We start from the raw sequence: 25160 nt of genomic DNA on the forward strand, positions 1-25160 counted from the left end.
GCCACGGCCGGTCAAATCATATAAGGACATCCTTATATGTGGTGCGGCCGCGCCCCGGCCCTGAGGTGCTTCCCATGAGTTCCACTCTCGACACGCTCTTCGCCTCCCGCCTCGCGCAGCCGCGCGACGACGTCTGGACGGCGCTGCGCAAGGCGGCTTCCGAGCGCATCCTGATCCTCGACGGCGCGATGGGAACGCAGATCCAGGGGCTCGGCCTGCAGGAGGACGATTTCCGCGGCGATCGCTTCCACGACTGCCGCTGCCACCTCCAGGGCAACAATGACCTCCTGGTGCTGACGCAGCCCAAGGCCATCGAGGACATCCACTTCGCCTACCTGATGGCCGGCGCCGACATCGTCGAGACCAACACGTTCTCGGGCACCACGATCGCGCAGGCCGACTACGAGATGGAGGCGGTGGTCTACGAATTGAACCGCGAGGGCGCCGCCGTGGCGCGCCGCGCGGCCATGCGCGCCGAGGAGGCGGACGGGCGCCGGCGCTTCGTGGCGGGCGCGATCGGCCCGACCAACCGGACCGCCTCGATCTCGCCCGACGTCAACAATCCCGGCTACCGCGCCGTCACGTTCGACGAACTTCGCATCGCCTACGCCCAGCAGGTGCGCGGTCTCCTCGACGGCGGCTCCGACATCATCCTCATCGAGACGATCTTCGACACCCTGAACGCCAAGGCGGCGATCTTCGCGGCCGAGGAAGTGTTCGCGGAGGCCGGCGTCTCCCTCCCGGTGATGATCTCCGGCACCATCACCGACCTGTCGGGGCGCACCCTGTCCGGCCAGACGCCGACGGCGTTCTGGCATTCCGTGCGTCACGCCAAGCCCTTCACCATCGGCCTCAACTGCGCGCTCGGCGCCGAGGCGATGCGCCCGCATCTCGCCGAGATCTCGGGCGTCGCGGACACCTTCGTCTGCGCCTATCCGAATGCCGGCCTCCCCAACGAGTTCGGCCAGTACGACGAGACGCCCGACGCGATGGCGCGACAGGTGCGCGGCTTTGCCGAGGAGGGGCTGATCAACGTCGTCGGCGGATGCTGCGGCTCGACGCCCGAGCACATCCGCGCCATCGCCGACGCGGTCGCGGGCCTCAAGCCGCGCGGCCTTCCGAAGCCCGCCCCGATGATGCGCCTGTCGGGCCTCGAGCCCTTCACGCTGACGAAGGACATTCCCTTCGTGAACGTCGGCGAGCGCACCAATGTCACGGGCTCGGCGAAGTTCCGCAAGCTCATCACCGCGGGCGACTACGCGGCAGCGCTCGACGTCGCACGCGATCAGGTGGCGAACGGCGCGCAGATCATCGACGTCAACATGGACGAGGGCCTGATCGACTCGAAGGCCGCGATGGTCGAGTTCCTCAACCTCGTGGCCTCGGAGCCCGACATCGCCCGCGTGCCGGTGATGATCGACAGTTCCAAGTGGGAGGTGGTCGAGGCCGGGCTGCAGTGCGTGCAAGGCAAGCCGATCGTCAACTCGATCTCGATGAAGGAGGGCGAGGAGGCCTTCCTGCATCACGCGCGCCTTTGCCGCCTCTATGGCGCGGCCGTGGTCGTCATGGCCTTCGACGAGGAGGGGCAGGCGGATACGCTCGCCCGGAAGGTCGAGATCTGCTCGAGAGCCTACAAGCTCCTCACCGAGAACGGCTTTCCGCCGGAGGACATCGTCTTCGACCCCAACGTCTTCGCGGTCGCGACCGGCATCGAGGAGCACGACGGCTACGGCGTCGCCTTCATCGAGGCGACGCGCACGATCCGGAAAACGCTGCCGCACGCCCATATCTCGGGCGGCGTGTCGAACCTCTCCTTCTCGTTCCGCGGTAACGAGCCGGTGCGCGAGGCGATGCACGCGGTCTTCCTCTACCACGCCATCCAGGCCGGGATGGACATGGGCATCGTCAACGCGGGCCAGCTCGCGGTCTACGATTCCATCGATCCCGACCTTCGCGAGGCCTGCGAGGACGTGGTGCTCGACCGGCCGGGGCGGGACGGCAAGAACCCGACCGAGCGGCTGCTCGAGATCGCCGAGCGCTATCGCGGCACTGCCGGCAAGGAAGCGAAGGCCAAGGACCTGTCCTGGCGCGAGGGTACGGTCGAGGAGCGGCTGGCCCACGCGCTTGTCAACGGCATCACCGAGTTCATCGACGCCGACACGGAAGAGGCGCGGCAGAAGGCGGAGCGCCCGCTCCACGTGATCGAGGGGCCGCTGATGGCCGGCATGAACACGGTCGGCGACCTCTTCGGCGCCGGCAAGATGTTCCTGCCGCAGGTGGTGAAGTCCGCGCGCGTGATGAAGCAGGCCGTCGCGCATCTCCTTCCCTACATGGAGGAGGAGAAGCGCCTGTCGGGCGGGAGCGAACGCAAGAACGCCGGCAAGATCCTGATGGCGACCGTGAAGGGCGACGTCCACGATATCGGTAAGAACATCGTCGGCGTCGTGCTCGCCTGCAACAACTACGAGGTGATCGACCTCGGCGTGATGGTGCCGGCCGCCAAGATCCTCGAGACCGCCAGGACGGAAAAGGTCGACGTCATCGGCCTGTCCGGCCTGATCACGCCCTCGCTCGACGAGATGGTGCATGTCGCGAGCGAGATGGAGCGCGAGGGCTTCGACGTGCCGCTCCTGATCGGCGGGGCGACGACGAGCCGTGTCCACACCGCGGTCAAGATCGACCCGCGCTACCGCAAGGGACAGACGGTCTACGTGACCGACGCCAGCCGCGCGGTCGGCGTCGTCTCGAGCCTCCTGTCGCCCGAGGGGCGCGACGCCTATGCCTACGGCGTGCGCGCCGAATACGAGCGCGTGGCGGTGAAGCACGCCGAGGCCGAAGCGGAGAAGCAGCGCCTGCCGCTCGAAAAGGCGCGCGCCAACCGCCAGCCGATCGACTGGGCGGGCTTCCGGCCGGTGAAGCCCTCGTTCCTCGGCACGCGCACCTTCGATACCTGGGATCTTGCCGATCTCGCCCGCTACATTGACTGGACGCCGTTCTTCCAGACCTGGGAGCTGAAGGGGCGCTATCCCGCGATCCTCGAGGACGAGACGCAGGGCGCGGCCGCACGCCAGCTCTTCGAGGACGCGCAAGGCATGCTGGCGCAGATCGTTGCGGAAGGCTGGTTCCGGCCGCGCGCGGTGGTCGGCTTCTGGCCGGCGAACGCCATCGGCGACGACGTGCGCCTTTATACCGACGAGGCGCGCAACACGGAGCTCGCGACCTTCTTCACGCTGCGCCAGCAACTCGCCAAGCGCGGCGAGCGGCCGAACGTGGCGCTGGCCGACTTCGTCGCGCCGAAGGAGACGGGCCTTTCCGACTATCTCGGTGGTTTCGTCGTCACCGCCGGCATCGAGGAGGAGGCGATCGCCGACCGCTTCGCCAAGGCCAACGACGACTACTCGGCCATCATGGTGAAGGCACTGGCCGATCGCTTCGCGGAGGCCTTCGCCGAGCGCATGCACGAGGTGGTGCGGCGTGAACTCTGGGCCTATGCGCCGGACGAGGCCTTCGCCCCGGAGGAGCTGATCGGCGAGCCCTATGCCGGCATCCGCCCGGCGCCGGGTTATCCCGCCCAGCCCGACCACACGGAGAAGGTAACGCTGTTCAACCTTCTCGACGCGGAAGTCCAGACCGGCGTCACGCTTACCGAGAGCTATGCCATGTGGCCGGGATCCTCGGTTTCCGGCCTCTATTTCGCGCATCCGGACAGCTATTACTTCGGTGTCGCCAAGGTGGAGCGCGATCAGGTCGAGGACTATGCCGGTCGCAAGGGGATGGCGACGGCCGAGGTCGAGCGCTGGCTCGGGCCGGTTCTCAACTATGTGCCGACGCGGGACTGAGCCCTCATCGGCGGTCCGTCCCGGACACTCGACATCGACGCAGATCGGAACGCCGGCCGCGACATGCGGCCGGCGTCTCTCGTTGCGGCGGCTGTCACGAACTGATGGTGCATCGCCCGCTACTCAAAGAATATACCGCGACGCAATATGGTAAGACGTCCTTACTGTAAGTAGTAATAGCCATATCTGCAGTCGAAATGTGGCTAAAACGGCACAACGATGTGTCTGAGCGTCTATCCGGGAAGGGGTCTTGGCGTTTTTAAATTGTGTCCAAACATCTTCGGTGCCATTCGTGAGGCGTAGCCGCCGCAAGGGCTGCCTAGCCTTCAACCAGGATTTGTCCGGGACAATGAAAAACGTTTTCCACCAAGTACTTCTTGGCTCCGCTGCGGCTCTCGTCGCTGTTTCCGGCGCTCGCGCTGCCGACGCCATCGTGGCCGTCGAGCCGGAGCCGGTCGACTACGTCCGCGTTTGCGACGTCTACGGCAAGGGCTTCTACTACATCCCCGGCACCGAGACCTGCCTTTCGGTCGGCGGTTACGTCCGCTTCCAGGTGAACGTCGCCGGTGACCCGGCCGTCAACCTCGAAGGCGACGACTACCAGCTCGCCAGCCGCGTCCGCGCCCGCCTGAACTTCGACGCTCGCGAAGAGACCGAGCTCGGCACCCTGCGCGCCTTCGCCCGTCTCCAGGCGACCAACACCTCGGGCGCCAACAACGGCGTAGCGATGGACCAGGCCTACATCCAGCTCGGCGGCCTGCTCATGGGCTACCGTGACACGATGTGGTCGTCGAACATCGGCGGCATCGAGGACGGCCTCCTGACCGATACCGACCTCGTGGTCGGCGACTTCAACACCAACCAGGTGTCCTACACCTTCGCCCTCGCCGGCTTCTCGGCCTCGATCGGCCTCGAGGACGACGGCACCGGCGACGTGGTTCCGGACATCCACGGCAAGCTCGTCTACTCGGGCGCGTTCGGTGGTGCCTACATCTCGGCCGTCTACGACGAGACCTTCAACCGCGAAGATCTCCGCACCGCCTTCGGCAACAACTTCAACTTCGTGACGCTCGCGGGCAACTTCCCGACGCTCCTCGAGGACGGCAACAACGACGCCTTCGCTCTGAAGGGCGGCGTGCTCCTGAAGGACCTGATCGCGGCTGGCTCGCAGCTGAAGATCGAGGGTCACTACGCCTTCGACCCGACGGTCTACTCGTCGATCTCGGGCCTCGCGACGGTCAACACCTTCGCCGCGAACAACCCGAACATCCTGAACCCGACCCCGGGCTCGCTGCCGATCTTCCTCGAGTGGGCTGCTGGCGCCGGTTACGCCCAGGCGTTCGGCAAGCTCGGTCTCGCGGTCTCCGGTCAGTACGGTGAGACCTTCGACACTCGCTTCTTCGCCCTCAGCCCGATCGGCACCGTCATCCCGGTCGATCTCTCCGGCGAGTATTACTCGTTCGTCGGTAACGTCGGCTACCAGATCACGAACAACTTCGCGACGCTGGCTGAAGTCTCCTACCGGAACGTCGACTTCGGCGGCCCGATCGGTGACACCGACCAGGTCAACGGCTTCCTGCGCTTCCAGCGCAACTTCTAAGCCGATCGCAAGACCGAAGGGGCTTCGGCCCCTTCGCACCTGCCTCCAGTTTCGGGGAGAGACCTGTCGTCCCAGGTCTCTCCCTTTTTCGTTTTGGCGACAGGCTCGACGGCTCCGGCAAGCGTCGCCGCGGCGTCGTGCGTGACCTCCCGCAAAGCCTTGCGCCGACACGGATTCGCTGCACTGCCGCATGCCGGACCCGTTGACGCGGCCGGGCCGACGCGAAACAACGGCCCTCCGGTCGGCTCGTTGAGCCGGTCCAGCGAGCGAGGGATTCCATGGCCGAAACGACGCGACGCAGCGGCATCCGCACCACCGAGGCGGAAGCGCTCGCCTTCCATGCCGACGGTCGGCCCGGCAAGCTCGAAATCGCGCCGACGAAGCCGATGGCGACCCAGCGCGACCTCAGTCTCGCCTACTCGCCCGGCGTCGCCGTGCCCGTGAAGGCGATCGCCGAGGACCCCGCTCGCGCCTTCGACTACACGACGCGCGGCAACATGGTCGCCGTCATCTCGAACGGTACCGCGATCCTCGGGCTCGGCAATCTCGGGCCGCTCGCCTCCAAGCCGGTGATGGAGGGCAAGGCGGTCCTCTTCAAGCGCTTCGCCGATGTCGATTCGATCGACCTCGAGGTCGACACCGAGGATCCGGAGACTTTCGTCAACGCCGTGCGCTACCTCGGCCCGTCGTTTGGCGGCATCAATCTCGAGGACATCAAGGCTCCCGAGTGCTTCATCATCGAGCAGCGCCTGCGCGAGCTGATGGACATTCCCGTCTTCCACGACGACCAGCACGGCACCGCGATCATCGCGGCCGCCGGCATCATCAACGCGCTGCATCTGACGAAGCGCGAGATGAAGGACATCAAGCTCGTCTGCAACGGGGCGGGAGCGGCGGGCATCGCCTGCGTCGAGCTCGTCAAGGCGATGGGCGTGCCGCACGACAGCGTCATCCTGTGCGACACCAAGGGCGTGATCTACCAGGGGCGCACCGACGGCATGAACCAGTGGAAGTCGGCGCACGCCGCCCACACCGACGCGCGCACGCTGGAGGAGGCGATGCGCGGCGCCGACGTCTTCTTCGGCGTGTCGGCCAAGGGCGCGCTGACGGCCGAGATGGTCCGCTCAATGGCCGACAATCCGATCATCTTCGCCATGGCCAATCCCGACCCCGAGATCACGCCGGAGGAAGCGCACGCCATCCGCGACGACGCGATCGTGGCGACGGGGCGCTCGGACTACCCGAACCAGGTCAACAACGTTCTCGGCTTCCCCTACATCTTCCGCGGCGCGCTCGACGTGCGCGCGACGCAGATCAACGACGCGATGAAGATCGCGGCAGCCGAGGCTCTCGCGGCGCTCGCGCGCGAGGACGTCCCCGATGCCGTCGCCTCGGCCTACAAGGGCTCCGGCCGGCCGAAGTTCGGCCGCGACTACGTCATCCCCGCGCCCTTCGACCCGCGCCTCATCACCCACATTCCGGAAGCCGTGGCGCGCGCGGCGATGGAATCGGGCGCCGCACGCAAGGACATCGCGGACTGGACCGCCTATCGCAACCAGCTCGCCTCGCGCCGCGACCCGACCGCCGGCACCTTCCAGAACATCTTCGCCACGCTCCGCCAGCGTCCGCGCAAGGTCGTCTTCGCGGAAGGCGAGGAGGAGCAGGTCATCCGGGCGGCGACGAACTACGTCACGCAGGGGCTCGGCCAGGCCGTGCTCGTGGGCCGCGAGGACCGCATCCGCGAGACGGCGCGCTTTGCCGGCGTCGAGCTGAAGGACGGGATCTCGATCAACAATGCCCGGCTTTCGGAGCGCACCAGCGCCTATTCCGAGCATCTCTACGGCCGGCTCCAGCGCCACGGCTACCTGCAGCGCGACTGCCACCGCCTGATCAACACCGACCGCAACCACTTCGCGGCCGCCATGGTGGCGCTCGGCGACGCCGACGCGATGGTGTCGGGCCTCACGCGCAACTATTCGGTGGTGCTCGACGACGTGCGCCACGTCATCGACCCCAAGCCGAACCGCGCCGTGATCGGCATCTCGATCGTGATCTCGAAAGGGCGCACGACCTTCGTCGCCGACACCGCCGTCCATGACATGCCGACCGCGGCGCAGCTCGCGCGCATCGCGACCGAGGCTGCGCGCTTCGCCCGCAAGCTCGGCCACGACCCCCGCGTCGCCTTCCTTGCTCACTCGACCTTCGGCCATCCGGCGTCGGAGCGGTCCGAGCGCGTGCGCGAGGCCGTCGCGCTGCTCGCGCAGAACAGCGTCGACTTCGAGTTCGACGGCGAGATGGGCGCCGATGTCGCCCTCAACCCCGAGCTGATGGCGCTCTACCCGTTCTGCCGTCTCACCGGGCCCGCCAACGTCCTCGTCATGCCTGCCTTCCATTCGGCCTCGATCTCGACCCGCATGGTGCAGGAACTCGGCGAGGCGACGGTGCTCGGCCCCGTCCTCGTCGGCCTCGAGAAGCCGGTGCAGATCGTCAAGCTCGGCGCGACCGATATCGACATCGTCAACATGGCCGCCTTCGCGGCGTTCTCGGCGGAGGGGTAGGGATAGCGGGGCTGCCGCCCCGGTCCCCGCTCGGGAAAGAATTCCCGAACCCTTCTTTTCATTTGATGATCTTTCCAAAGACAAAGGGGGCCGGCGGCCCCCTTTGTCTTTGGACACTCTTCGAGTGAGGAGGGGTCCAGGGGACATCATGTCCCCTGGCAGGGTGCAGGGGCGGCGCCCCTGCCATCCCTTACGCCGCGGCGGCCAGGCTGGTGCGTTTCGTCAGGCCGCGCTGGAGGGTGATGAAGGCGAAGAGGAGGATGCCGATGGCGATCTTGGTCCACCAGGACGAGAGCGTGCCGTCGAAGACGATGTAGGTCTGGATGAGGCCCGAGATCAGGATGCCGACGAAGGTGCCGGCGATGAAGCCGACGCCGCCAGTCAGGAGCGTGCCGCCGATGACGACCGCGGCGATCGCGTCGAGCTCGACGCCGACGGTCGCGAGCGAATAGCCGGAGGAGGTGTAGAGCGCGAAGACGACGCCCGCGACGCCGGCAAGGAGGCACGACAGGGCGTAGATGCCGATGGTGACGCGGGCGACCGGCACGCCCATGAGTTCCGAAGAGGTTCGGTCACCGCCGAGCGCGTAGACATAGGTGCCGAAACGCGTCTTGTGGGCGATCAGCATGCCAACGGCGAAGACGGCGAGCATGACTATGGCGACGAAGCTGAGGCGACCGCCGGTCGGGATCGTCCAGTAGATGCGCTTCAGCGCGTCGAAGGCCGGGTGGTCGATCGGCACGGATTCGGTGGTGAGGAGGTAGCAGCCGCCGCGCGCGAGGAACATGCCGGCGAGCGTGACGATGAAGGGCGGCGTCTCGAGATAGTGGATCATCGCCCCCATCAGCGCCCCGAAGAGCGCCGATATGACGAGGATCGCGGCGATCATCGGGTAGGGATGGTAGCCGTCGCGAATGGTGACGGCGAGGAAGACGCCGGTGAAGGCGATTACCGAGCCGACCGAGAGGTCGATGCCGCCCGACAGGATGACGAAGGTCATGCCCACCGCGACGATGCCGAGAAAGGCGTTGTCGGTCAGGAGGTTGGCGACGACGCGGGTCGAGAGCATCGCCGGGAACTGCACCGACGACAGGGCGAAGGCGACGACGAAGACGGCGATCGTGATGACGAGGGGCAGGAAGCGCGCGTTCATCGGCATCAGACCTTGCGGGGATTGGCGGCGGTCGGCGCGGCAGGACCGGGCGCCGGGGCGCGGCGGGCCGTCAGGAGGCCGGTGACGCGCGCCATGGCCGGCGACTGGAGGACGAGGATCAGCGCGATCAGGACCGCCTTCAGGATGAGGTTCATCTCCGGCGGGAAGCCCGACAGGAGGATGCCGGTGTTCATCGCCTGGATGATCAGGGCGCCGACGAGCGCCAGCGGGATCGAGAAGCGCCCGCCCATCAGCGACGTGCCGCCGATGACGACGGCGAGGATCGCGTCGAGTTCGAGCCAGAGGCCGGCATTGTTGGCGTCGGCGCCCCGAATGTCGGCCGCCGCGATGATGCCCGCGACGGAGGCGCAGAGGCCGGAGGTCATGTAGGCCGCGATCAGGACGGCCTTGGCGTCGATGCCGGCGAGCGCGGAGGCGCGGCGGTTGATGCCGGTCGCCTCGATCAGGAGGCCGAGCGCGGTGCGCCGGACGAGAAGGATGACCAGCGCCGCCATCACCAGCGCGATCACCACCGGCATCGGCAGGAACAGGAAGGACCCCGAGCCGATGAAGAAGAGCGTCGGGTCGTTGAAGGTGACGATGAAGCCCGAGGTGACGAGCTGCGCGATGCCACGCCCGGCGACCATCAGGATCAGGGTCGCGATGATCGGCTGGATGTCGAGGACGGCGACGAGGATGCCGTTCCACAGGCCGCAGACGAGGCCGACCCCGAGCGAGGCGAGGATCACCAGTGGAACCGGCACGCCCGCGACCGTCAGCGTCGCGGCCACGGCGCCCGAGATCGCCATGATGGCGCCGACCGAGAGATCGACGCCCTTGGTGGCGATGACGAGCGTCATGCCGATCGCGAGCAGCATCACCGGCGCGCCGCGATTGAGAACGTCGATCAGCGGCCCGTAGAGGCGCTCGTTGCGCACCGTCAGGTCGAAGAAGGAGGGGAACACCATGGCGTTGACGCCGAGCACCAAAGCGAGGGCGAGAAGCTGCGGCAGGGCGGAGCGGAGGCGGGCGAGGGTCACGGGCGCATCTCCTCGGACGGCGTTCCAGCGATGGTGCGCATGATCGCGCCCGGCGAGACGTCCTCGCCGGTCAGGTCGCCGAGGTGGCGACGGTCGCGCAGGACGAGCACGCGCGAGGCGTAGGTCGTGATCTCATCGAGTTCGGAGGAAATGACGAGCATCGCCATGCCGTCCTCGCAGAGCTTCTCGATGAGGCGGACGATCTCGGCATGGGCGCCGACGTCGATACCGCGGGTCGGCTCGTCGAGGATCAGGAAGCGCGGCTCGGTGGCGAGCCAGCGGGCGAGGATCGCCTTCTGCTGGTTGCCGCCGGACAGGAGGCGGATCGGCTTCTCGATGTCGGCGGTGCGGATATCGAGCGCCTTCACGAAGCGGTCGGCGATGCGCACCTGCTCGCGCATCGACAGTGGTTTTGCCCATCCGCGCCGCGCCTGGAGGGCGAGGATGATGTTCTCGCGCACCGACAGGTCGCCGACGATGCCCTCGACCTTGCGCTCCTCCGGGCAGTAGCCGAAGCCCGCGCGGATCGCGGCGCGCGGATTGACGAGCCGCACCGGCTTGCCGTCGACGATCGCCTCGCCCGTGTCGGCGCGGTCGGCGCCGAAGACAAGGCGCGCGGTCTCGGTGCGACCCGAGCCGAGAAGGCCGGCGACGCCCACCGCTTCGCCTGGGCGGATCGCGAGGTCGAACGGCTCGACGCTGCGGCGGCGACCGAAGTTGCGGAAGGCGACGCGCGGCTCGCCGGCCGCCTCCCGTGCGGGCGGGGCGTGGTGCACGGCCTCGCCAAGTTCGCGGCCGAGCATCATGGTGACGATGTCCATGCGCGAGGTCTCGGCGATCGCGCGCTCGCCGACGAGGCGGCCGTTGCGCAGCACCGTCGCGCGGTCGCAGACGGCAAAGACCTGGTCGAGGAAATGGGTGACGAAGACGATCGCCATGCCCTGGTCGCGCAGGCGCCGCATGGCGGAGAACAGGAGCTCGACCTCGGCCGCGTCGAGGCTTGCCGTCGGCTCGTCGAGGATCAGAACCTTGCCGGAAATGTCGACGGCGCGGATGATCGCGACGAGCTGCTGCACGGCGACCGAGAGCTGCCCGAGCGTGGCGGACGGGTCGACCTCGAGCCCATAGGCTCGCAGGAGCTCGGCGGTGCGGCGGCGCATGGCGCGCCCGTCGGTGAAGCCGAAGCGGGTGGGCTGGCGTCCGAGGAACAGGTTCTCGGCGACCGACAGGTTGGGCAGGAGGTTGACCTCCTGATAGACGGTGCCGATGCCCAGAGCCTGCGCCTGCCGGCTGTCGGCCGGGTGGATCTCGGCGCCGTCAAGAAGGATGCGGCCGCCGTCGCGGCGATACACGCCGGTCAGCGTCTTGATCAGCGTCGACTTGCCCGCGCCGTTCTCGCCCAGCAGCGCGTGGATCTCGCCCGCGCGCAGCGTCAGGTCGACGCCGTCGAGCGCCGTCATTCCGGCAAAGGTCTTGGTCAGGCCGCGAAGGGCCAAGAGGTCGTGGGGCATGACGTCGCTCGGATCGCGGGAGCCGGGGGCGGTCCGTTCCAGCCGGCGCCTTGCGCGCGGCGGCGTCCTCGCCCCGAAAGGACCGCGCCGTCGACCTCGGGGCGACGGCGCGGCTGATCGAACGGACGGGAGGTGTCCCGTCAGACGAGTCGGCTCAGTAGCCGAGGCCCTTCTTCGATTCCATCACCGCCTTCGGATCGTCGGCCTGCGTGTAGAGCTTCGATTCGGTCTGGATCCACTTCTTCGGCTCGGTGCCGTCCTTCTTGTAGGCTTCCAGCGCGTCGAAGGCGGGGCCGGCCATGTTGGGCGTCAGCTCGACCGTGGCGTTCGCCTCGCCGGCCGCCATGGCGGCGAAGATGTCGGGCACGGCGTCGACCGAGACGACCATGATGTCGGAGCCGGGCTTCAGGCCGGCTTCCTTGATCGCCTGGATCGCGCCCACCGCCATGTCGTCGTTGTGGGCGTATACAGCGCAGATGTCCTTGCCGCCGTTCTCGGCCTTGATGAAGCTCTCCATGACTTCCTTGCCCTTGGTGCGGGTGAAGTCGCCGGTCTGCGAGCGGGTGAGCTTGATGTTGTCGTGGCCCTTGAGAGCCTCCTCGAAGCCCTTCTTGCGGGCGATCGCGGGCGAGGAGCCCGTGGTGCCCTGGAGCTCGACGACGTTGCAGGGCTTGGAGCCGACCTGACCGACGAGATAGTCGCCGGCGACCTTGCCCTCGTGGACCTGATCCGAGGTCACGGCGGTGAGGTAGAGCGAATCGTCGGTGGTCTCGATGTTGCGGTCGAGAAGAATGACCGGAATCTCGGCTTCCTTGGCTTCCTCGAGGACGTCGTCCCAGCCGGTCGCGACCACGGGGGCGAGCAGGATCGCGTCGACGCCCTGCGCCACGAAGGAGCGGATCGCCTTGATCTGGTTCTCCTGCTTCTGCTGGGCGTCTGCGAACTTCAGGTCGATGCCGCGCTTCTCGGCCTCCTGCTTGGTGACCGCGGTCTCGGCCGCGCGCCAGCCCGATTCGGAGCCGACCTGCGAGAATCCGACCACCATGCCGCCCTGCGCGAAGGCGGGCGCGCCCATCACGGTCGCCAAAGCCAAGGCCGCAGCCAGCTTGCCCAACTTACCCATGTTCTTCCTCCCTGAAGCCGGACCGCTGCCGGCCTGAATCCGAACCGGCCTCCCGAGCCGGCGAACGGGTCCGGCCGTGCCGGAAACCGCCTTGCGGTCGTCTGATCCGCAATAACTCATACAAGTTCGAAACCCGGGCGTCTGTCAACTCGATTTCTCACACGCCCGTGTTGATGCGTCCGGCTGCCGTTTCCCTGTGGATTTCGAGGGGAATGGTGAAATGCGCAATTTGATGAAACCGGGCCGAAACAAGGCCGTTGTAGGATCGAATTGCCGACTACGAGGAGAGATTCCGGTGCGCATCGAGACCATGGTGTCCGTTTTCGTGAACCTGACCGCGCTGGCCATGCTGGCCGCGGGCACGACGCTGGCCGTCGCCATCCTCTTCCCCTGACCGCTCCGTCGGCCGATCGGGCTGGCGACCAACCGAAACGACGAAGGGCCGGACCTCCATGAGGTCCGGCCCTTCGGATTCCGCGGCTGAAACGGGCCTTTCGGCCCGAGCGTCAGCCTGCGCGGCGGGCGAGGTATCCTTCCAGAACCGGGCGCACGCCGTCGCGCCACAGCGCCTTTAGGTGGCCGGAGAAGGCCTCGGCATAGACGGGGTTCTCGGCCAGATCCCCGAAGATGTCGCGCTGTTCCAGGAAGCGCCGGGGCTCGTCCCTGGCGGCGCGCGCAGCCGCTTGCAGCGCGTCCCAGTTCGGATCGTTCGGCTCGATGTCGGTGCCGTCCTCCAGCGTGCCGTAGCAGTAGCGGCACCACAGGGCGCCGACGAGCGCGAGCCCCGAGATGTCCTCGCCGCGAGCCAGCCGCTCGCGCACCGAGGGCAGGATGAACTTCGGCTGGCGGTTGGACCCGTCGAGGGCGAGGCGCCGCAGCGTGTCGGCGATCGCCGGATTGGCAAAGCGCGACGTCACGGTGGCGAGATAGTCCTCGCGGCTGACGCCCTCGATGCCAGGCGCCGTCGGCAGAAGTTCGTTCTCCTCGACATCGCGGAAGAAGCGCAGGACGAGGTCGTCGCGCATGGCGTCGTGCGCATAGGTCAGGCCGAGGAGCGCCGCCGGATAGGCGATGGTCGCATGGCCCGCGTTCAGGATGCGCAGCTTCATCAGTTCGTAGGGCGTGACGTCCTCGACGAAGGTGACGCCCACGGTCTCGAGGGCCGGGCGGCCGTTGCAGAAGTTCTCCTCGACGACCCACTGGATGAAGGGCTCGCAGAAGACCGGGCGCTTGTCCTCGATGCCGGTCTCGTCGCGCAGCGACTGGGCCTGCACCGGAGTCGTGGCGGGCGTGATGCGGTCCACCATCGAGTTCGGGAAGGCGACGGCCGTCTCGATGTGGTCGGCGAGCGCCGGGTCGGCCTTGCGGGCGAGGCCGGTCACGAGCTTGCGCGTCAGGTCGCCGTTGTGTGGGAGGTTGTCGCAGCAGAGCACCGTAAAGGGTGCGGTGCCCGCCTTCTGCCGCTCGGCGAGCGCCGAGACGATTAGGCCGAAGACGGTGCGCGAAGCGGATAGGTCGGCGGCGTCGGCGGCAAGGTCGGGATGGTCGAGGTTCGGCTTGTCGCCGGACAGGTAGTAGCCGCCCTCGGTGATCGTCAGCGTGACGATGCGGATCGCGGGGTCGGTGAGGACCGACATCGTGGCGGCGCGGTCGCCGGGCTCGACGAGGCGGACCACCGAGCCGATCACGCGCGTGCGCCGCACGCCCTCGTCGACCTCGGTCACGGTGTAGAGGCCGTCCTGCGCCGTGAGGTCGGCGAAGGCCGCCTTCTCCTCGGGGCGCACGCCGAGGCCGACGACGGCGAAGTCGTGGTCCGCGCCGGTCGCGAACAGGTCGTCGAGATAGACGCACTGATGGGCGCGGTGGAAATTGCCGACGCCGAAATGCGCGATGCCGGGCGTCAGCGCGCCGCGGTCATAGGCCGGCACGTCGGCCGTCTTCGAGATTTCGGCCAGATTGCCGTTGCCGAGCGCCACCATCGTCGATCCTCCCTCGCGCGGCGCCGTCCTCGGCCGCCGCAGTCGGGCGATCTCATAGCGGATAAGTCGCCGCTCCGCACCAGTGGGCGCGTCGGGTCAGGCCGGATCGGCCGTATTGAGGGCGTCGCGGATCGACACGAGCTGGTGCCGCAGGTCGGTGAGTTCGGCCATGGTCGAGCCGCTCGCAGCCTTCGCCGCCTCCGGCAGAGGGCAGGCGTCCTCGCGCAGCGCGCGCCCGACGGGCGTCAGCGTCACCTCCACCACGCGCTCGTCGCGCAGCGAGCGGTTGCGGCTGACGTAGCCGGCCGCTTCCAGCCGCTTCAGGAGCGGCGTCAGGGTGCTCGAATCGAGGAGCAGCCGCTCGCCGATGCTGCCGACCGTCTGCGGCTCCTCCTCCCAGAGCACCATCATGACGAGGTACTGCGGATAGGTGAGGCCGAGCCGATCGAGCTTCGGCTTGTAGAAGCGGTTGAAGGCGTGAGTCGCGGAATAGATCGCAAAGCACAGCTGCTCGTCGAGGAGAAGGTCCTTGCTCATCGGTGCTGCCGCCACTTCTTACAAAGGAATACCAATCTCACATGCCGCAATGTGTCTTCGTACGCAACACTTAGGTTGTCGTATCTGATGCAGCGGCATCAAAGACCCCCTGCCGTTTGCATGTTCGCGCCCCTATTTGTCCGAGGAAACCGTCCCGAACGGGCTTCGCGAGGTTCCCTCCGCCGGCTCTAGGCTGTAATCGGAGCGCGAAGCGGCGGGCGCGCCGCACCGGGTCGGGACACGACGGAGACCTATCATGACCATTCAAGGCGAGCAGATCATCGGCCAGGCCATCTCCAAGGGGGGGCAGGGCACGGTCTACGGTATCGCAGCGGCGACGGGCGAAAAGCTCGAGCCGGCCTTCGGCGGTGCCAGCAAGGCCGACCTCGGCCGGGCCTGTGCGCTCGCGGACGCCGCGTTCGACACCTATCGCGAGACCAGCCTCGAGGACCGGGCCCGGTTCCTGGAAACGATCGCCGACGAGATCCTGGCCCTCGGCGACGAGCTCGTCGAGCGCTGCATGGCGGAGAGCGGCCTGCCGCGCCCGCGCATTGAGGGCGAGCGCGGCCGCACGATGGGCCAGCTGCGCCTCTTCGCCGGCGTCCTGCGCGACGGCGGCTATCTCGATGCGCGCATCGACCCGGCGATGCCGGACCGCCAGCCCCTGCCGCGCCCGGACCTGCGTCTTCGCAACGTGCCGGTCGGCCCGGTCGCCGTGTTCGGCGCCTCCAACTTCCCGCTCGCCTTCTCGGTCGCCGGCGGCGACACGGCCTCGGCGCTCGCCGCAGGTTGCCCGGTCGTCGTCAAGGCGCACTCGGCCCACCCCGGCACGTCCGAGCTTGTCGGCCGCGCGGTGCATGCGGCGGTCGAGAAGTGCGGCATGCCGGAAGGCACCTTCTCGCTCCTGTTCGCGGCCGAGCGCGCTATCGGCGAGGGCCTCGTCGCCGACCACCGCATCAAGGCGGTCGGCTTCACCGGCTCGCGCACCGGCGGCACGGCGCTGATGAAGATCGCGGCCAACCGGCCGGAGCCGATTCCCGTCTATGCCGAGATGAGCTCGATCAATCCGGTGCTGCTCTTCTTGGGCGCGCTGAAGGAGCGTGGCGCTGCGATCGGCAAGGCCTTCGTCGGCTCGCTGACGCTCGGCGCCGGCCAGTTCTGCACCAATCCCGGCCTCATCATCGCGGTCGAGGGCGAGGGGCTCGACGCCTTCCTGCGGGGCGCTGAGGAGGCGCTCGTCGCCGCGCCCGCCGCCGTCATGCTGACGCCTGGCATCTGCTCGGCCTACGCCAAGGGCGTCGCGGCGGTCGAGGGCCATGCCTCCGTCTCGGTGGTCGCCAAGGGGCAGGCCGGCGAGACGCTGCGCGGCCAGGCGGCGCTCTTCCGCGTCTCGGCCTCCGACTTCGTCAAGTCGGCCGAATTGCAGGACGAGATGTTCGGCTCGGCCTCGATCGTGGTCGTCTGCCGGGACGCCGCCGAGATAAAGTCGGTGGTATCGGCGCTGGAAGGTCAGCTCACAGCGGCGATCCACATCACGGAAGGCGACCACGAGGCGGCGCGCGCCGTGCTCCCGCTTCTGGAGCGCAAGGCCGGCCGCATCCTCGTCAACGGCTTTGGCACGGGCGTCGAGGTGGCGCATGCCATGGTCCACGGCGGTCCCTATCCGTCCACGGCCGACGGCCGCTCGACCTCGGTCGGCTCGAAGGCGATCGACCGCTTCCTGCGTCCGGTCTGCTACCAGGATCTGCCGGACGGCCTCCTGCCCGACGCCCTGAAGGACGCCAACCCGCTCGGCCTCTGGCGCCGGATGGACGGCAAGATGACCGCGCCGAAGGCCTGAACGGCCTGACGCATATGAGAAGGCCGCCTCCGGGCGGCCTTTTTCATGAGAGGAGCGGCGCGCCCGCGAAGGTCTCCGCAGCCGATTGCGCGGCGTTGCGGATGAAGTCCGACAGGAGGCGGATGCGCGGCGCGGCGACGAGATCGTCGTGACAGATCAGCCAGTAGGCGCGCTCGATATGCACCTCGCGCGGCAGGACCGGGACGAGGTCGGGATGGCGGCTGGCGATGAAGAAGGGAAGGACCCCGAGGCCGAAGCCGGCGCGCGTTGCGGCCAGCTGCGCCTGGATGCTGGAGCTCTGGTAGCTCGCGCGCGTGCCGGGCAGGATTTCGCGGAGATAGTCGAGCCCCGGCGTGAAGATCATGTCCTCGATGTAGCCGATCACCGGATGGGCCGCGAATTGGCCTGCGTGCCGGATTGGGCCATGCGCGTCGAGATAGCCGCGCGAGGCATAGACGAAGAGGCGATATGGCAGGATGCGCTCGCGCCGGTATGGCCCGCTCGACGGCGAATGCAGCGCCACCGACAGGTCCGCCTCGCGCCGCGACAGCGACATGATCTGCTGGATCGGCACGAGCTCGATGAGGAGCGCGGGATGGCTGCGGGCGAGCGCGGGCAGGTGGTCGGCCAGGAAGAAATTGCCGAACCCTTCCGGCGTCGCCAGCCGCACCGTGCCGCGCGGCGTCGCGGGGCCCTCGGTCGCCGCTTCCGCAAAGACAGCCGCATCGCGCTCCATCGCGCCGGCCCGCTCGACCAGCCGTTCGCCGAGCGCGGTCAGCCGGTAGCCGCGTGGCGAGCGCTCGAAGAGGCGGACGCCAAGGTCGCTCTCCAGCCGATCGAGCCGGCGGGACACGGTGACGTGATTGGTGCGAAGCTCGCGCGCCGCGGCCGACAGCTGGCCGGTCCGTGCGACGGCGAGGAAAAACGGCAGGTCGTCCCAGGAATATTCGGCCATTCTCGTCTCCGCCTGTACGTTTTTGTACAGGTCATTTTCGGAAATGAACATTCATCTGCCGGCGGGGCGATGCTAGCCTTTCGGTCATCGGCAGCATCACGAGGCGGGAGGCCTCGGGTGCTGCAGGCGGATGGTCCGAACCTGCGCGATCGAACGACGCGGGGCGGACGGGGAGGTTGGCGAGAGCCGGGGCGGGCGAGATCCACCCTGGCGCACGCGCCGTCTTCCCGACGTTCGTCGCAACCTGGGAGGACACCTGATGACCCGACTCGCCGCGCTTTCGACGCTTCTTCTCGCCGCCACCGTGCTGCCGGCTGCCGCCCAGGTCTCGGACGGCAAGGTGAAGATCGGCATCCTCAACGACCAGTCCGGCGTCTATGCCGACTTCGGCGGGCGCTGGAGCTTCGAGGCCGCGAAGATGGCGGTGGAGGACTTCGGCGGGAAGGTCCTCGATGCGCCGATCGAGGTCGTCACGGCCGACCACCAGAACAAGCCCGACGTCGCCTCCAACATCGCACGCCAGTGGTATGACACGGAGCAGGTCGATTCGATCATGGAGCTGACGACCTCCTCGGTCGCGCTCGCCGTACAGGGCCTGTCGAAGGAGAAGAAGAAGGTCACGATCACGACGGGCGCCGCGACGGTGGAACTCACCGGCAAGCAGTGCAGCCCCTACGGCTTCCATTGGGCCTACGACACGCATGCCCTCGCGGTCGGCACCGGCGGCGCGCTGGTGAAGCAGGGTGGCGACACGTGGTTCTTCCTGACCGCCGACTACGCCTTCGGCTATTCGCTGGAAGAGCAGACCTCCAACTTCGTGAAGGCCAATGGCGGTCAGGTGCTGGGCTCGGTCCGCCATCCGCTCTCGACCACCGACTATTCCTCGTTCCTGCTTCAGGCCCAGTCGTCCGGCGCCAAGGTGATCGGCATGGCGAATGCCGGCCTCGACACCGCCAACGCGGTGAAGCAGGCGGCCGAGTTCGGCATCGTGCAGGGCGGCCAGCGGCTGGCCGCGCTCCTCTTCACGCTCGCCGAGGTGCACGGCCTCGGACTCGAAGCGGCGCAGGGCCTGTCGCTGACCGAAGGCTTCTATTGGGACCGCGACGACGAATCGCGCGCCTTCTCCCAGAAGTTCTTCGATCGCACGCAGCGCATGCCCAACATGATCCAGGCCGGCACCTACTCGGCCGTGACGCAGTATCTGAAGGCCATCCAGAAGGCCGGCACCGACGAGACGGAAGCCGTCTCCAAGGCGCTGCACGAGATGCCCGTCGAGGACGTCTTCGCGCGCGGCGGCAAGGTCGGCGCCAACGGCCGCATGATCTACGATATGTATCTCATGGAGGTGAAGACGCCGGCCGAGAGCACCAAGCCCTGGGACTACTACAAGGTGCTCGCCACCGTGCCGGGCTCGGAGGCCTATATCGATCCGGCGAAGAGCGGCTGCCCGCTGGTCGCGGCGCAGTAAAGGGCGGGGCCGAGATGGCGGGCGCGACGGCGCGCATCGACCGGCCGGGCGCTGTCCCGGCCGGCGCCTCCCCGATCGCAGCCAAAGGCGAGGTCGTGCTCGCCTGCCGGGGGCTCCGGCGCGACTTCGGCGGCTTCACCGCGGTCAAGGACGTCGATCTCGACGTCCGCCATGCCGAGGTCCACGCGCTGATCGGACCGAACGGGGCGGGCAAGACCACGGTCTTCAACCTCCTGACGAAGTTCCTCCAGCCGACCGCCGGCACCATCACGCTGATGGGCGAGGACATCACGAAGACCTCGCCGTCCAAGGTTGCGCGCATGGGCCTCGTGCGCTCGTTCCAGATCTCGGCGACCTTTCCCCATATGAGCGTCCTGGAGAACGTGCGCGTCGCGCTCCAGCGCCCGGCCGGGCTCGCCACGCAGTTCTGGCGCAGCCTGTCCGCCCTCGACCGCCTCGATGCGCGGGCGATGGAACTCCTGCGCGAGGTCGGGCTGGAGGACGCCCGCCACCTGCAGGCGGCCGACCTGTCCTATGGCCGAAAGCGTGTCCTCGAACTCGCGACGACGCTTGCGCTCGACCCCAAGGTTCTCCTCCTCGACGAGCCGATGGCCGGCATGGGGCACGAGGACGTCGGCACAGTCGCCGCCATCATCAAGCGCGTCGCCGAGACGCGCGCCGTCCTGATGGTGGAGCACAACCTGAAGGTGGTCGCCGATCTCTGCGACCGCGTGACGGTGCTCCAGCGCGGCGAGATCCTGGCGGCGGGCGACTATGCCACCGTCTCCACCGACGAGCGCGTGCGCACCGCCTACATGGGGACCGACCATGGCTGAGCCCCTCCTGCGCGTGCGCGGCCTCAACGCCTGGTACGGCGAAAGCCATGCGCTGCACGGCGTCGACCTCGACATCCTGCCCGGCGAGACGGTGACGCTGGTCGGGCGCAACGGCGTCGGCAAGACCACGACGCTGCGTGCCATCATGGGCATCATCCCCAGGCGCACCGGCGAGATCCGCTTCGACGGCCGCGACATGATCCGCGTACCGCTCCACCGTACGGCCCATCATGGGATCGGCTTCGTGCCGGAGGAGCGCGCGATCTTCTCCAGCCTGACCGTGGAGGAGAACCTCCTCCTGCCCCCCGTCGTGGCACCGGGCGGCATGGAGATCGCGGAGATCTATCGCCTCTTCCCCAATCTCGAGGAACGCCGGGCCTCGCCCGGCACGAAGCTCTCGGGCGGCGAGCAGCAGATGCTGGCGATCGCCCGCATCCTGCGCTCAGGCGTCAAGCTCATGCTTCTCGACGAGCCGACCGAGGGCCTCGCGCCCGTCATCGTCCAGCGCATCGGCGAAATCCTGACGACGCTGAAGGCCAGAGGCATGACGGTGCTTCTCGTCGAGCAGAACTTCCGCTTCGCCGCCAAGGTCGCCGACCGCTTCTATCTCATGGACCACGGACAGGTGCTCGACGGCTTCCCCGTCTCCGAGCTTCCCGCCCGCATGGCCCAGCTCACCGAAACCCTCGGAGTCTGACCGCATGACCATGGTCTTCGGCATTCCGATTCAGGCGCTGCTCGGCCAGCTTCTCGTCGGCCTCATCAACGGCTCGTTCTACGCGATGCTCTCGCTGGGCCTTGCGATCATCTTTGGGCTCCTGCGCATCATCAACTTCGCCCACGGCGCGCAGTACATGCTGGGCGCCTTCGTGGGCTACCTGCTCCTGACCAATCTCGGCATCGGCTTCTGGTTCTCGCTGATCCTGGCGCCACTCGTCGTCGGCATCATCGGGGCGGCGATCGAGCGCCTCGCCCTCTCGCGCCTCTACGACCTCGACCACCTCTACGGCCTTCTCTTCACCTTCGGCCTCGCGCTCGTGATCGAGGGCACGTTCCGCTATCTCTACGGCGCCTCGGGCCAGCCCTACGCACCCCCGGTCGCGCTCACCGGCGGCACCAATCTCGGCTTCATGTTCCTGCCGAACTACCGCGCCTTCATCGTCGTGGCCTCGCTCGTCGTCTGCATCGGCACCTGGGCGCTCATCGAGAAGACGCGGCTCGGCGCGACCTTGCGCGCGGCGACCGAGAACCCGGTGATGGTGCGCGCCTTCGGCATCAACGTGCCGCTCCTCCTCACCTTCACCTACGGGCTCGGCTCGGCGCTGGCGGGGCTTGCCGGCATCATGGCGGCGCCCGTCTACCAGGTCTCGCCACTGATGGGCTCCAACATCATCATCGTGGTCTTCGCGGTGGTGGTGGTCGGCGGCATGGGATCGATCGGCGGCGCGATCCTGACGGGTTACATGCTCGGCCTCTTCGAGGGCCTGACCAAGGTCTTCTACCCCGAGGCCTCCTCCATCGTGATCTTCGTCATCATGGCCATCGTGCTTCTCGTGCGCCCGGCCGGACTGTTCGGAAGGGCGGCTTGAGATGACGCAAACCACCATGTCCCTGCCGTGCGAACGCCCGGCCGCCAAGGCGATGGGCTTCGCGCTGGCGGCGATCGTCCTCGCCGCGCTCGTCGTCGCGCCCTTCCTCGTCTACCCGATCTTCTTGATGAAGGTTCTGTGCTTCGCGCTGTTTGCGGCGAGCTTCAACCTCCTTCTCGGCTATACCGGCCTCCTGTCCTTCGGCCACGCCGCCTTCTTCGGCGGAGCGGCCTACGCCACCGCCCACGCGGTCAAGGTCTGGGGCCTGCCGCCCGAACTCGGCCTTCTCGCAGGTGTCGCGGCGGGCGCGCTGCTCGGCCTCGTGATCGGCTTTCTCGCGATCCGGCGGCAGGGCATCTACTTCTCGATGATCACGCTCGCGCTCTCGCAGATGTTCTTCTTCTTCTGCCTTCAGGCCCCCTTCACCGGGGGCGAGGACGGGCTGCAGGGCGTGCCGCGCGGGTTCGGACTTGGTGTCCTCGACCTCTCCCAGCCGCTCGCGATCTACTTCTACGTGCTCGCCGTCGTCCTGATCGGGCTTTTCGCGATCTGGCGCATCGTCCATTCGCCCTTCGGCATGATCCTGAAGTCGATCCGCGAGAACGAGACGCGCGCGACCTCGCTCGGCCTCTCGGTCGGCTCCTACAAGCTCGCCGCCTTCGTCATGTCGGCGGGGCTGGCGGGGCTCGCAGGCGGTCTCAAGGCGCTGGTCTTCCAGTTCGCCACGCTCACCGACGTGTCTTGGCAGATGTCAGGCGAAGTCATCCTGATGACGCTGTTAGGGGGCATCGGAACGGTGGCGGGGCCGCTCGTCGGCGCCGCGCTCGTCGTCTCGCTGCAGAACTATCTCGCGACCTCGGCCTTCCCGGTGACGGTGATCACGGGTCTGACCTTCATGGTCTGCGTGCTCCTCTTCCGCCGCGGCATCGTCGGCGAGATCGCCCACCGGCTCCGGCGGCGGGGCTAGACGATCACGTCCGCCTTTCAGCGGACACGGCGAGAGCGCGGGACGTTTCGACTTGTCGCTTGGGCAAGCGTTCAGGCGGCCAGCGCCCTGACCTGGTTCCGGCCGCCGGCCTTCGCCGCATAGAGGGCTTCGTCGGCCTTCTGGATGATCTCGGTCGGACCCGGATGGCCGGTACGGAGTTCCGAGCGCGAGGCGACGCCGATGCTCACCGTCAATGTCCCGCCCGCCGCGTCCTTGTGCGGGATCGCGAGCGCGGCGATCGCGCGGCGGATCGCATCGGCACGCTGGAGCGCTTCGGACGGGCCGACGCCGGGCAGAATCAGGGCGAGTTCCTCGCCGCCATAGCGCGCGCCGATCTCGTCATCCCTGCGAACGCAGGCGGCCAAGGTCTCGGAGACGGCCTTCAGGCACCGATCGCCGGCGGGATGGCCGTAACGGTCGTTGAAGGCCTTGAAGTGGTCGACGTCCAGAAGGAGCAGGCTGAAGTCCCCACCGTCGCCTGTCTGCGCGAACGCCTCTTCCAGCCGGCGGTTGAAGGTGCGCCGATTGGCAAGGCGCGTCAGCTCGTCGGTCGCCGCCAGGAGTTCCAGCTGGCGGGTCGCCTCCGCCAGCGCTTCCTCGGTGCGTTGACGCTGATCGACGTCGCGCATGGAAACGACGCAGCCGCCGATCTCGTCGATCGGCCGTCCCGATAGCTCGACCCAGATCACCACGCCGTCCTTGCGGCGCACGCGGTATCTCGCCCCGCTGACCTCGCCGCCCAAACGACAGGTGTCGAGCAGCGAACGGACGATCGCGCGATCTTCCTCGACGGCCAGTTCTATGGGGCTGAGGCCCATCAGTTCGGACGGCTCGTAGCCAAGGAGGCGACGGCTCGCGCCGGTGACGAGGGTCCTTTTGCCCTCGGCATTCACACAGGTGATCATGTCGACCGTGTTGTCCGCCACCAGCTGGAAGCGACGCTGGCCGGCTGCGACGGCCTCTTCTGCGGCCTTGGCCTGCGCCAGCGTCAGCGCGGCGCGGTCCACGAGCTGTCCCAAACGGCGGAACTCGGGTGCCTGCCACTGGCCCATGCCGGTGCGCACGTCGAAATTGCCGGCGCCGATGCGTTGCGCCGAGCGCGACAGAAGCGCGATCGGGCGCAGCTGCATCCAGTAGGCGATCAGCGCGGTGCCGCCGAGCGCCAGGATCAGGGCGCCGGCGCTGGCGAGCAGCGTCCAGTTGAGGCGGCGCTCCACCTTGGCGAAGACCTCGGAGGGCGGAATGCCGACCGCCAGCCAGAGATCGCCGGTGCTGGCGTTCGGGATCGGCTCGAAGCCGTAGATCATCGACTGTCCGCCGAGGTCCCGAACCGCCGCGGTGCGGCCCGTGCGGCCGGCGCGCATCACTGGGAACAGCTCGAAACCGGGCGTGACGGTGCCGAATTCGACAGCGTGTGGCCAGCCGAGGATGATGCGCGAGGCGCGAGGCTGGACGATCATCCATGAATGACCGCTCTCCTCCGCGAGCAGCTGAACGTCGCGCTCGACCATCGGCAGGTTGAGTGAGGCGAAGATGACGCCGCCCGAAGCGCGGCCCGCGGTCGGGGGAAGGCGCATCGCGACCGCAATCGTCGGGCGGCCGGTGATCGGGCTGACGAGGAAGTCGCCGACCACGAAGCGGTTGCCGCGCGAGTTGATCGTCTGCTCGAACAGGTCCTCGTCGTGGAAGAGCGACCCCGTAACCCCGCGGCTGTGGCACAGGATCGTCCGGTCCGGCGCGATCACCCCGATCGACAGGAGCTGCGCGCGTTCGGCCTTGAGGCCCGCCAGAAGCGTGTTGCAGGTCGGCTGCTGGGCCTCGAGAACCTGCGGCATGTGCCGCAGGGTCGCCAGGAACTCCTGAGCATCGTCGAAGATATGGGCGATCTTGGAAGCGCCGAGGCGCGCTTCGTTGGCGACGTTCCGGTGCGCCTCGTATTCGGTGTCGCGATAGGAGATGACGAGGCCGGTCACGATCAGTCCGATCAGCGGCAGCATGGCTGCCGCGATCAACAACAAGAGGCGAGCGCGCACGCCAATGTTGCGGAGGACGTTCATCATGGCCTTTCGATCGATCCCAAGCTCTCGCTGACGCAACGTCGCCGCGCCGTCGTTCATGGGTTCTAGCCTGTCGCCGCTTAACAA

17 protein-coding genes are annotated in these 25160 nt (G+C 67.8%); 9 read left to right on the top strand and 8 right to left on the bottom strand.

Features of this window, described 5'->3' with window-relative positions:
* The first annotated feature begins 74 nt into the window (after positions 1-74).
* The 3 genes from metH (at position 75) to BM175_RS18100 (ending at position 7997) form a co-directional block, all read left to right on the top strand.
* Complete coding sequence (gene metH / locus BM175_RS18090; protein ID WP_175526906.1) at positions 75-3839, top strand: methionine synthase; 3765 nt, start codon at positions 75-77, stop codon at positions 3837-3839.
* Between the two features lie 349 nt (positions 3840-4188).
* On the top strand, positions 4189-5439 hold the full coding sequence (locus BM175_RS18095; RefSeq protein WP_090965546.1) for a porin: 1251 nt from the start codon (positions 4189-4191) through the stop codon (positions 5437-5439).
* 278 nt (positions 5440-5717) lie between these two features.
* A complete protein-coding gene (locus tag BM175_RS18100; protein WP_090965548.1) occupies positions 5718-7997 on the top strand; it encodes an NADP-dependent malic enzyme in 2280 nt (759 codons plus the stop codon).
* Between the two features lie 190 nt (positions 7998-8187).
* Here BM175_RS18100 and yjfF read toward each other — a convergent pair whose 3' ends face one another.
* From yjfF to BM175_RS18130, 6 genes are all read right to left on the bottom strand, one after another.
* The gene (gene yjfF, locus BM175_RS18105; RefSeq protein ID WP_090965612.1) at positions 8188-9150 is read right to left on the bottom strand and encodes a galactofuranose ABC transporter, permease protein YjfF; all 963 of its coding nucleotides are present in this window, start codon (positions 9148-9150) and stop codon (positions 8188-8190) included.
* 5 nt (positions 9151-9155) lie between these two features.
* Positions 9156-10190 carry an ABC transporter permease gene (locus BM175_RS18110; RefSeq protein WP_244546066.1) on the bottom strand — a complete coding sequence of 345 codons (1035 nt, stop codon included), beginning with the start codon at positions 10188-10190 and terminating at the stop codon, positions 9156-9158.
* Entirely contained in the window at positions 10187-11701 is a 1515-nt protein-coding gene (locus BM175_RS18115; RefSeq protein ID WP_090965550.1) for a sugar ABC transporter ATP-binding protein, read from the bottom strand. The genes BM175_RS18110 and BM175_RS18115 overlap by 4 nt, the downstream gene beginning before the upstream one ends.
* A 154-nt stretch (positions 11702-11855) precedes the next feature.
* On the bottom strand, positions 11856-12824 hold the full coding sequence (ytfQ, locus tag BM175_RS18120; protein WP_090965552.1) for a galactofuranose ABC transporter, galactofuranose-binding protein YtfQ: 969 nt from the start codon (positions 12822-12824) through the stop codon (positions 11856-11858).
* 506 nt (positions 12825-13330) lie between these two features.
* Positions 13331-14803, bottom strand: coding sequence for a mannitol dehydrogenase family protein (locus tag BM175_RS18125; protein WP_090965554.1), 1473 nt, complete (start codon positions 14801-14803; stop codon positions 13331-13333).
* Positions 14804-14899: 96 nt separating this feature from the next.
* Positions 14900-15340 carry a MarR family winged helix-turn-helix transcriptional regulator gene (locus tag BM175_RS18130; RefSeq protein ID WP_090965556.1) on the bottom strand — a complete coding sequence of 147 codons (441 nt, stop codon included), beginning with the start codon at positions 15338-15340 and terminating at the stop codon, positions 14900-14902.
* A gap of 256 nt (positions 15341-15596) precedes the next feature.
* On the opposite strand from BM175_RS18130, the gene BM175_RS18135 reads away from it, so the two are divergent.
* A complete protein-coding gene (locus tag BM175_RS18135) occupies positions 15597-17180 on the top strand; it encodes an aldehyde dehydrogenase (NADP(+)) (protein ID WP_090965558.1) in 1584 nt (527 codons plus the stop codon).
* Positions 17181-17223: 43 nt separating this feature from the next.
* On the opposite strand, the gene BM175_RS18140 is transcribed toward BM175_RS18135, so the two are convergent.
* On the bottom strand, positions 17224-18135 hold the full coding sequence (locus BM175_RS18140) for a LysR family transcriptional regulator (protein ID WP_090965560.1): 912 nt from the start codon (positions 18133-18135) through the stop codon (positions 17224-17226).
* 259 nt (positions 18136-18394) lie between these two features.
* Here BM175_RS18140 and BM175_RS18145 point away from each other — a divergent pair, with 259 nt between their 5' ends.
* Genes BM175_RS18145 through BM175_RS18165 form a run of 5 tightly spaced genes read left to right on the top strand, consistent with a single transcriptional unit; the run spans position 18395 to position 22995 of the window.
* Positions 18395-19603: an ABC transporter substrate-binding protein gene (locus BM175_RS18145; protein ID WP_055892378.1), complete on the top strand. Its 1209-nt coding sequence runs from the start codon at positions 18395-18397 to the stop codon at positions 19601-19603.
* 14 nt (positions 19604-19617) lie between these two features.
* Positions 19618-20439 (top strand): ABC transporter ATP-binding protein, encoded by an 822-nt coding sequence (locus BM175_RS18150; RefSeq protein WP_090965562.1) that lies wholly within the window; start codon positions 19618-19620, stop codon positions 20437-20439.
* Positions 20432-21136 (top strand): ABC transporter ATP-binding protein, encoded by a 705-nt coding sequence (locus BM175_RS18155; RefSeq protein WP_090965563.1) that lies wholly within the window; start codon positions 20432-20434, stop codon positions 21134-21136. Before BM175_RS18150 ends, BM175_RS18155 begins: the two co-directional genes overlap by 8 nt.
* A 4-nt stretch (positions 21137-21140) precedes the next feature.
* Positions 21141-22028, top strand: coding sequence for a branched-chain amino acid ABC transporter permease (locus BM175_RS18160; RefSeq protein ID WP_090965564.1), 888 nt, complete (start codon positions 21141-21143; stop codon positions 22026-22028).
* A 52-nt stretch (positions 22029-22080) separates the two neighbouring features.
* Positions 22081-22995 (top strand): branched-chain amino acid ABC transporter permease, encoded by a 915-nt coding sequence (locus BM175_RS18165; protein WP_244546069.1) that lies wholly within the window; start codon positions 22081-22083, stop codon positions 22993-22995.
* Between the two features lie 71 nt (positions 22996-23066).
* Here the strand turns inward: BM175_RS18165 and BM175_RS18170 are convergent, their stop codons facing one another.
* Positions 23067-25076 carry a diguanylate cyclase gene (locus BM175_RS18170; protein ID WP_175526907.1) on the bottom strand — a complete coding sequence of 670 codons (2010 nt, stop codon included), beginning with the start codon at positions 25074-25076 and terminating at the stop codon, positions 23067-23069.
* Positions 25077-25160 lie beyond the last annotated feature (84 nt).

This window comes from Aureimonas phyllosphaerae (assembly GCF_900113065.1).
GTDB classification, from domain to species: domain Bacteria; phylum Pseudomonadota; class Alphaproteobacteria; order Rhizobiales; family Rhizobiaceae; genus Aureimonas; species Aureimonas phyllosphaerae.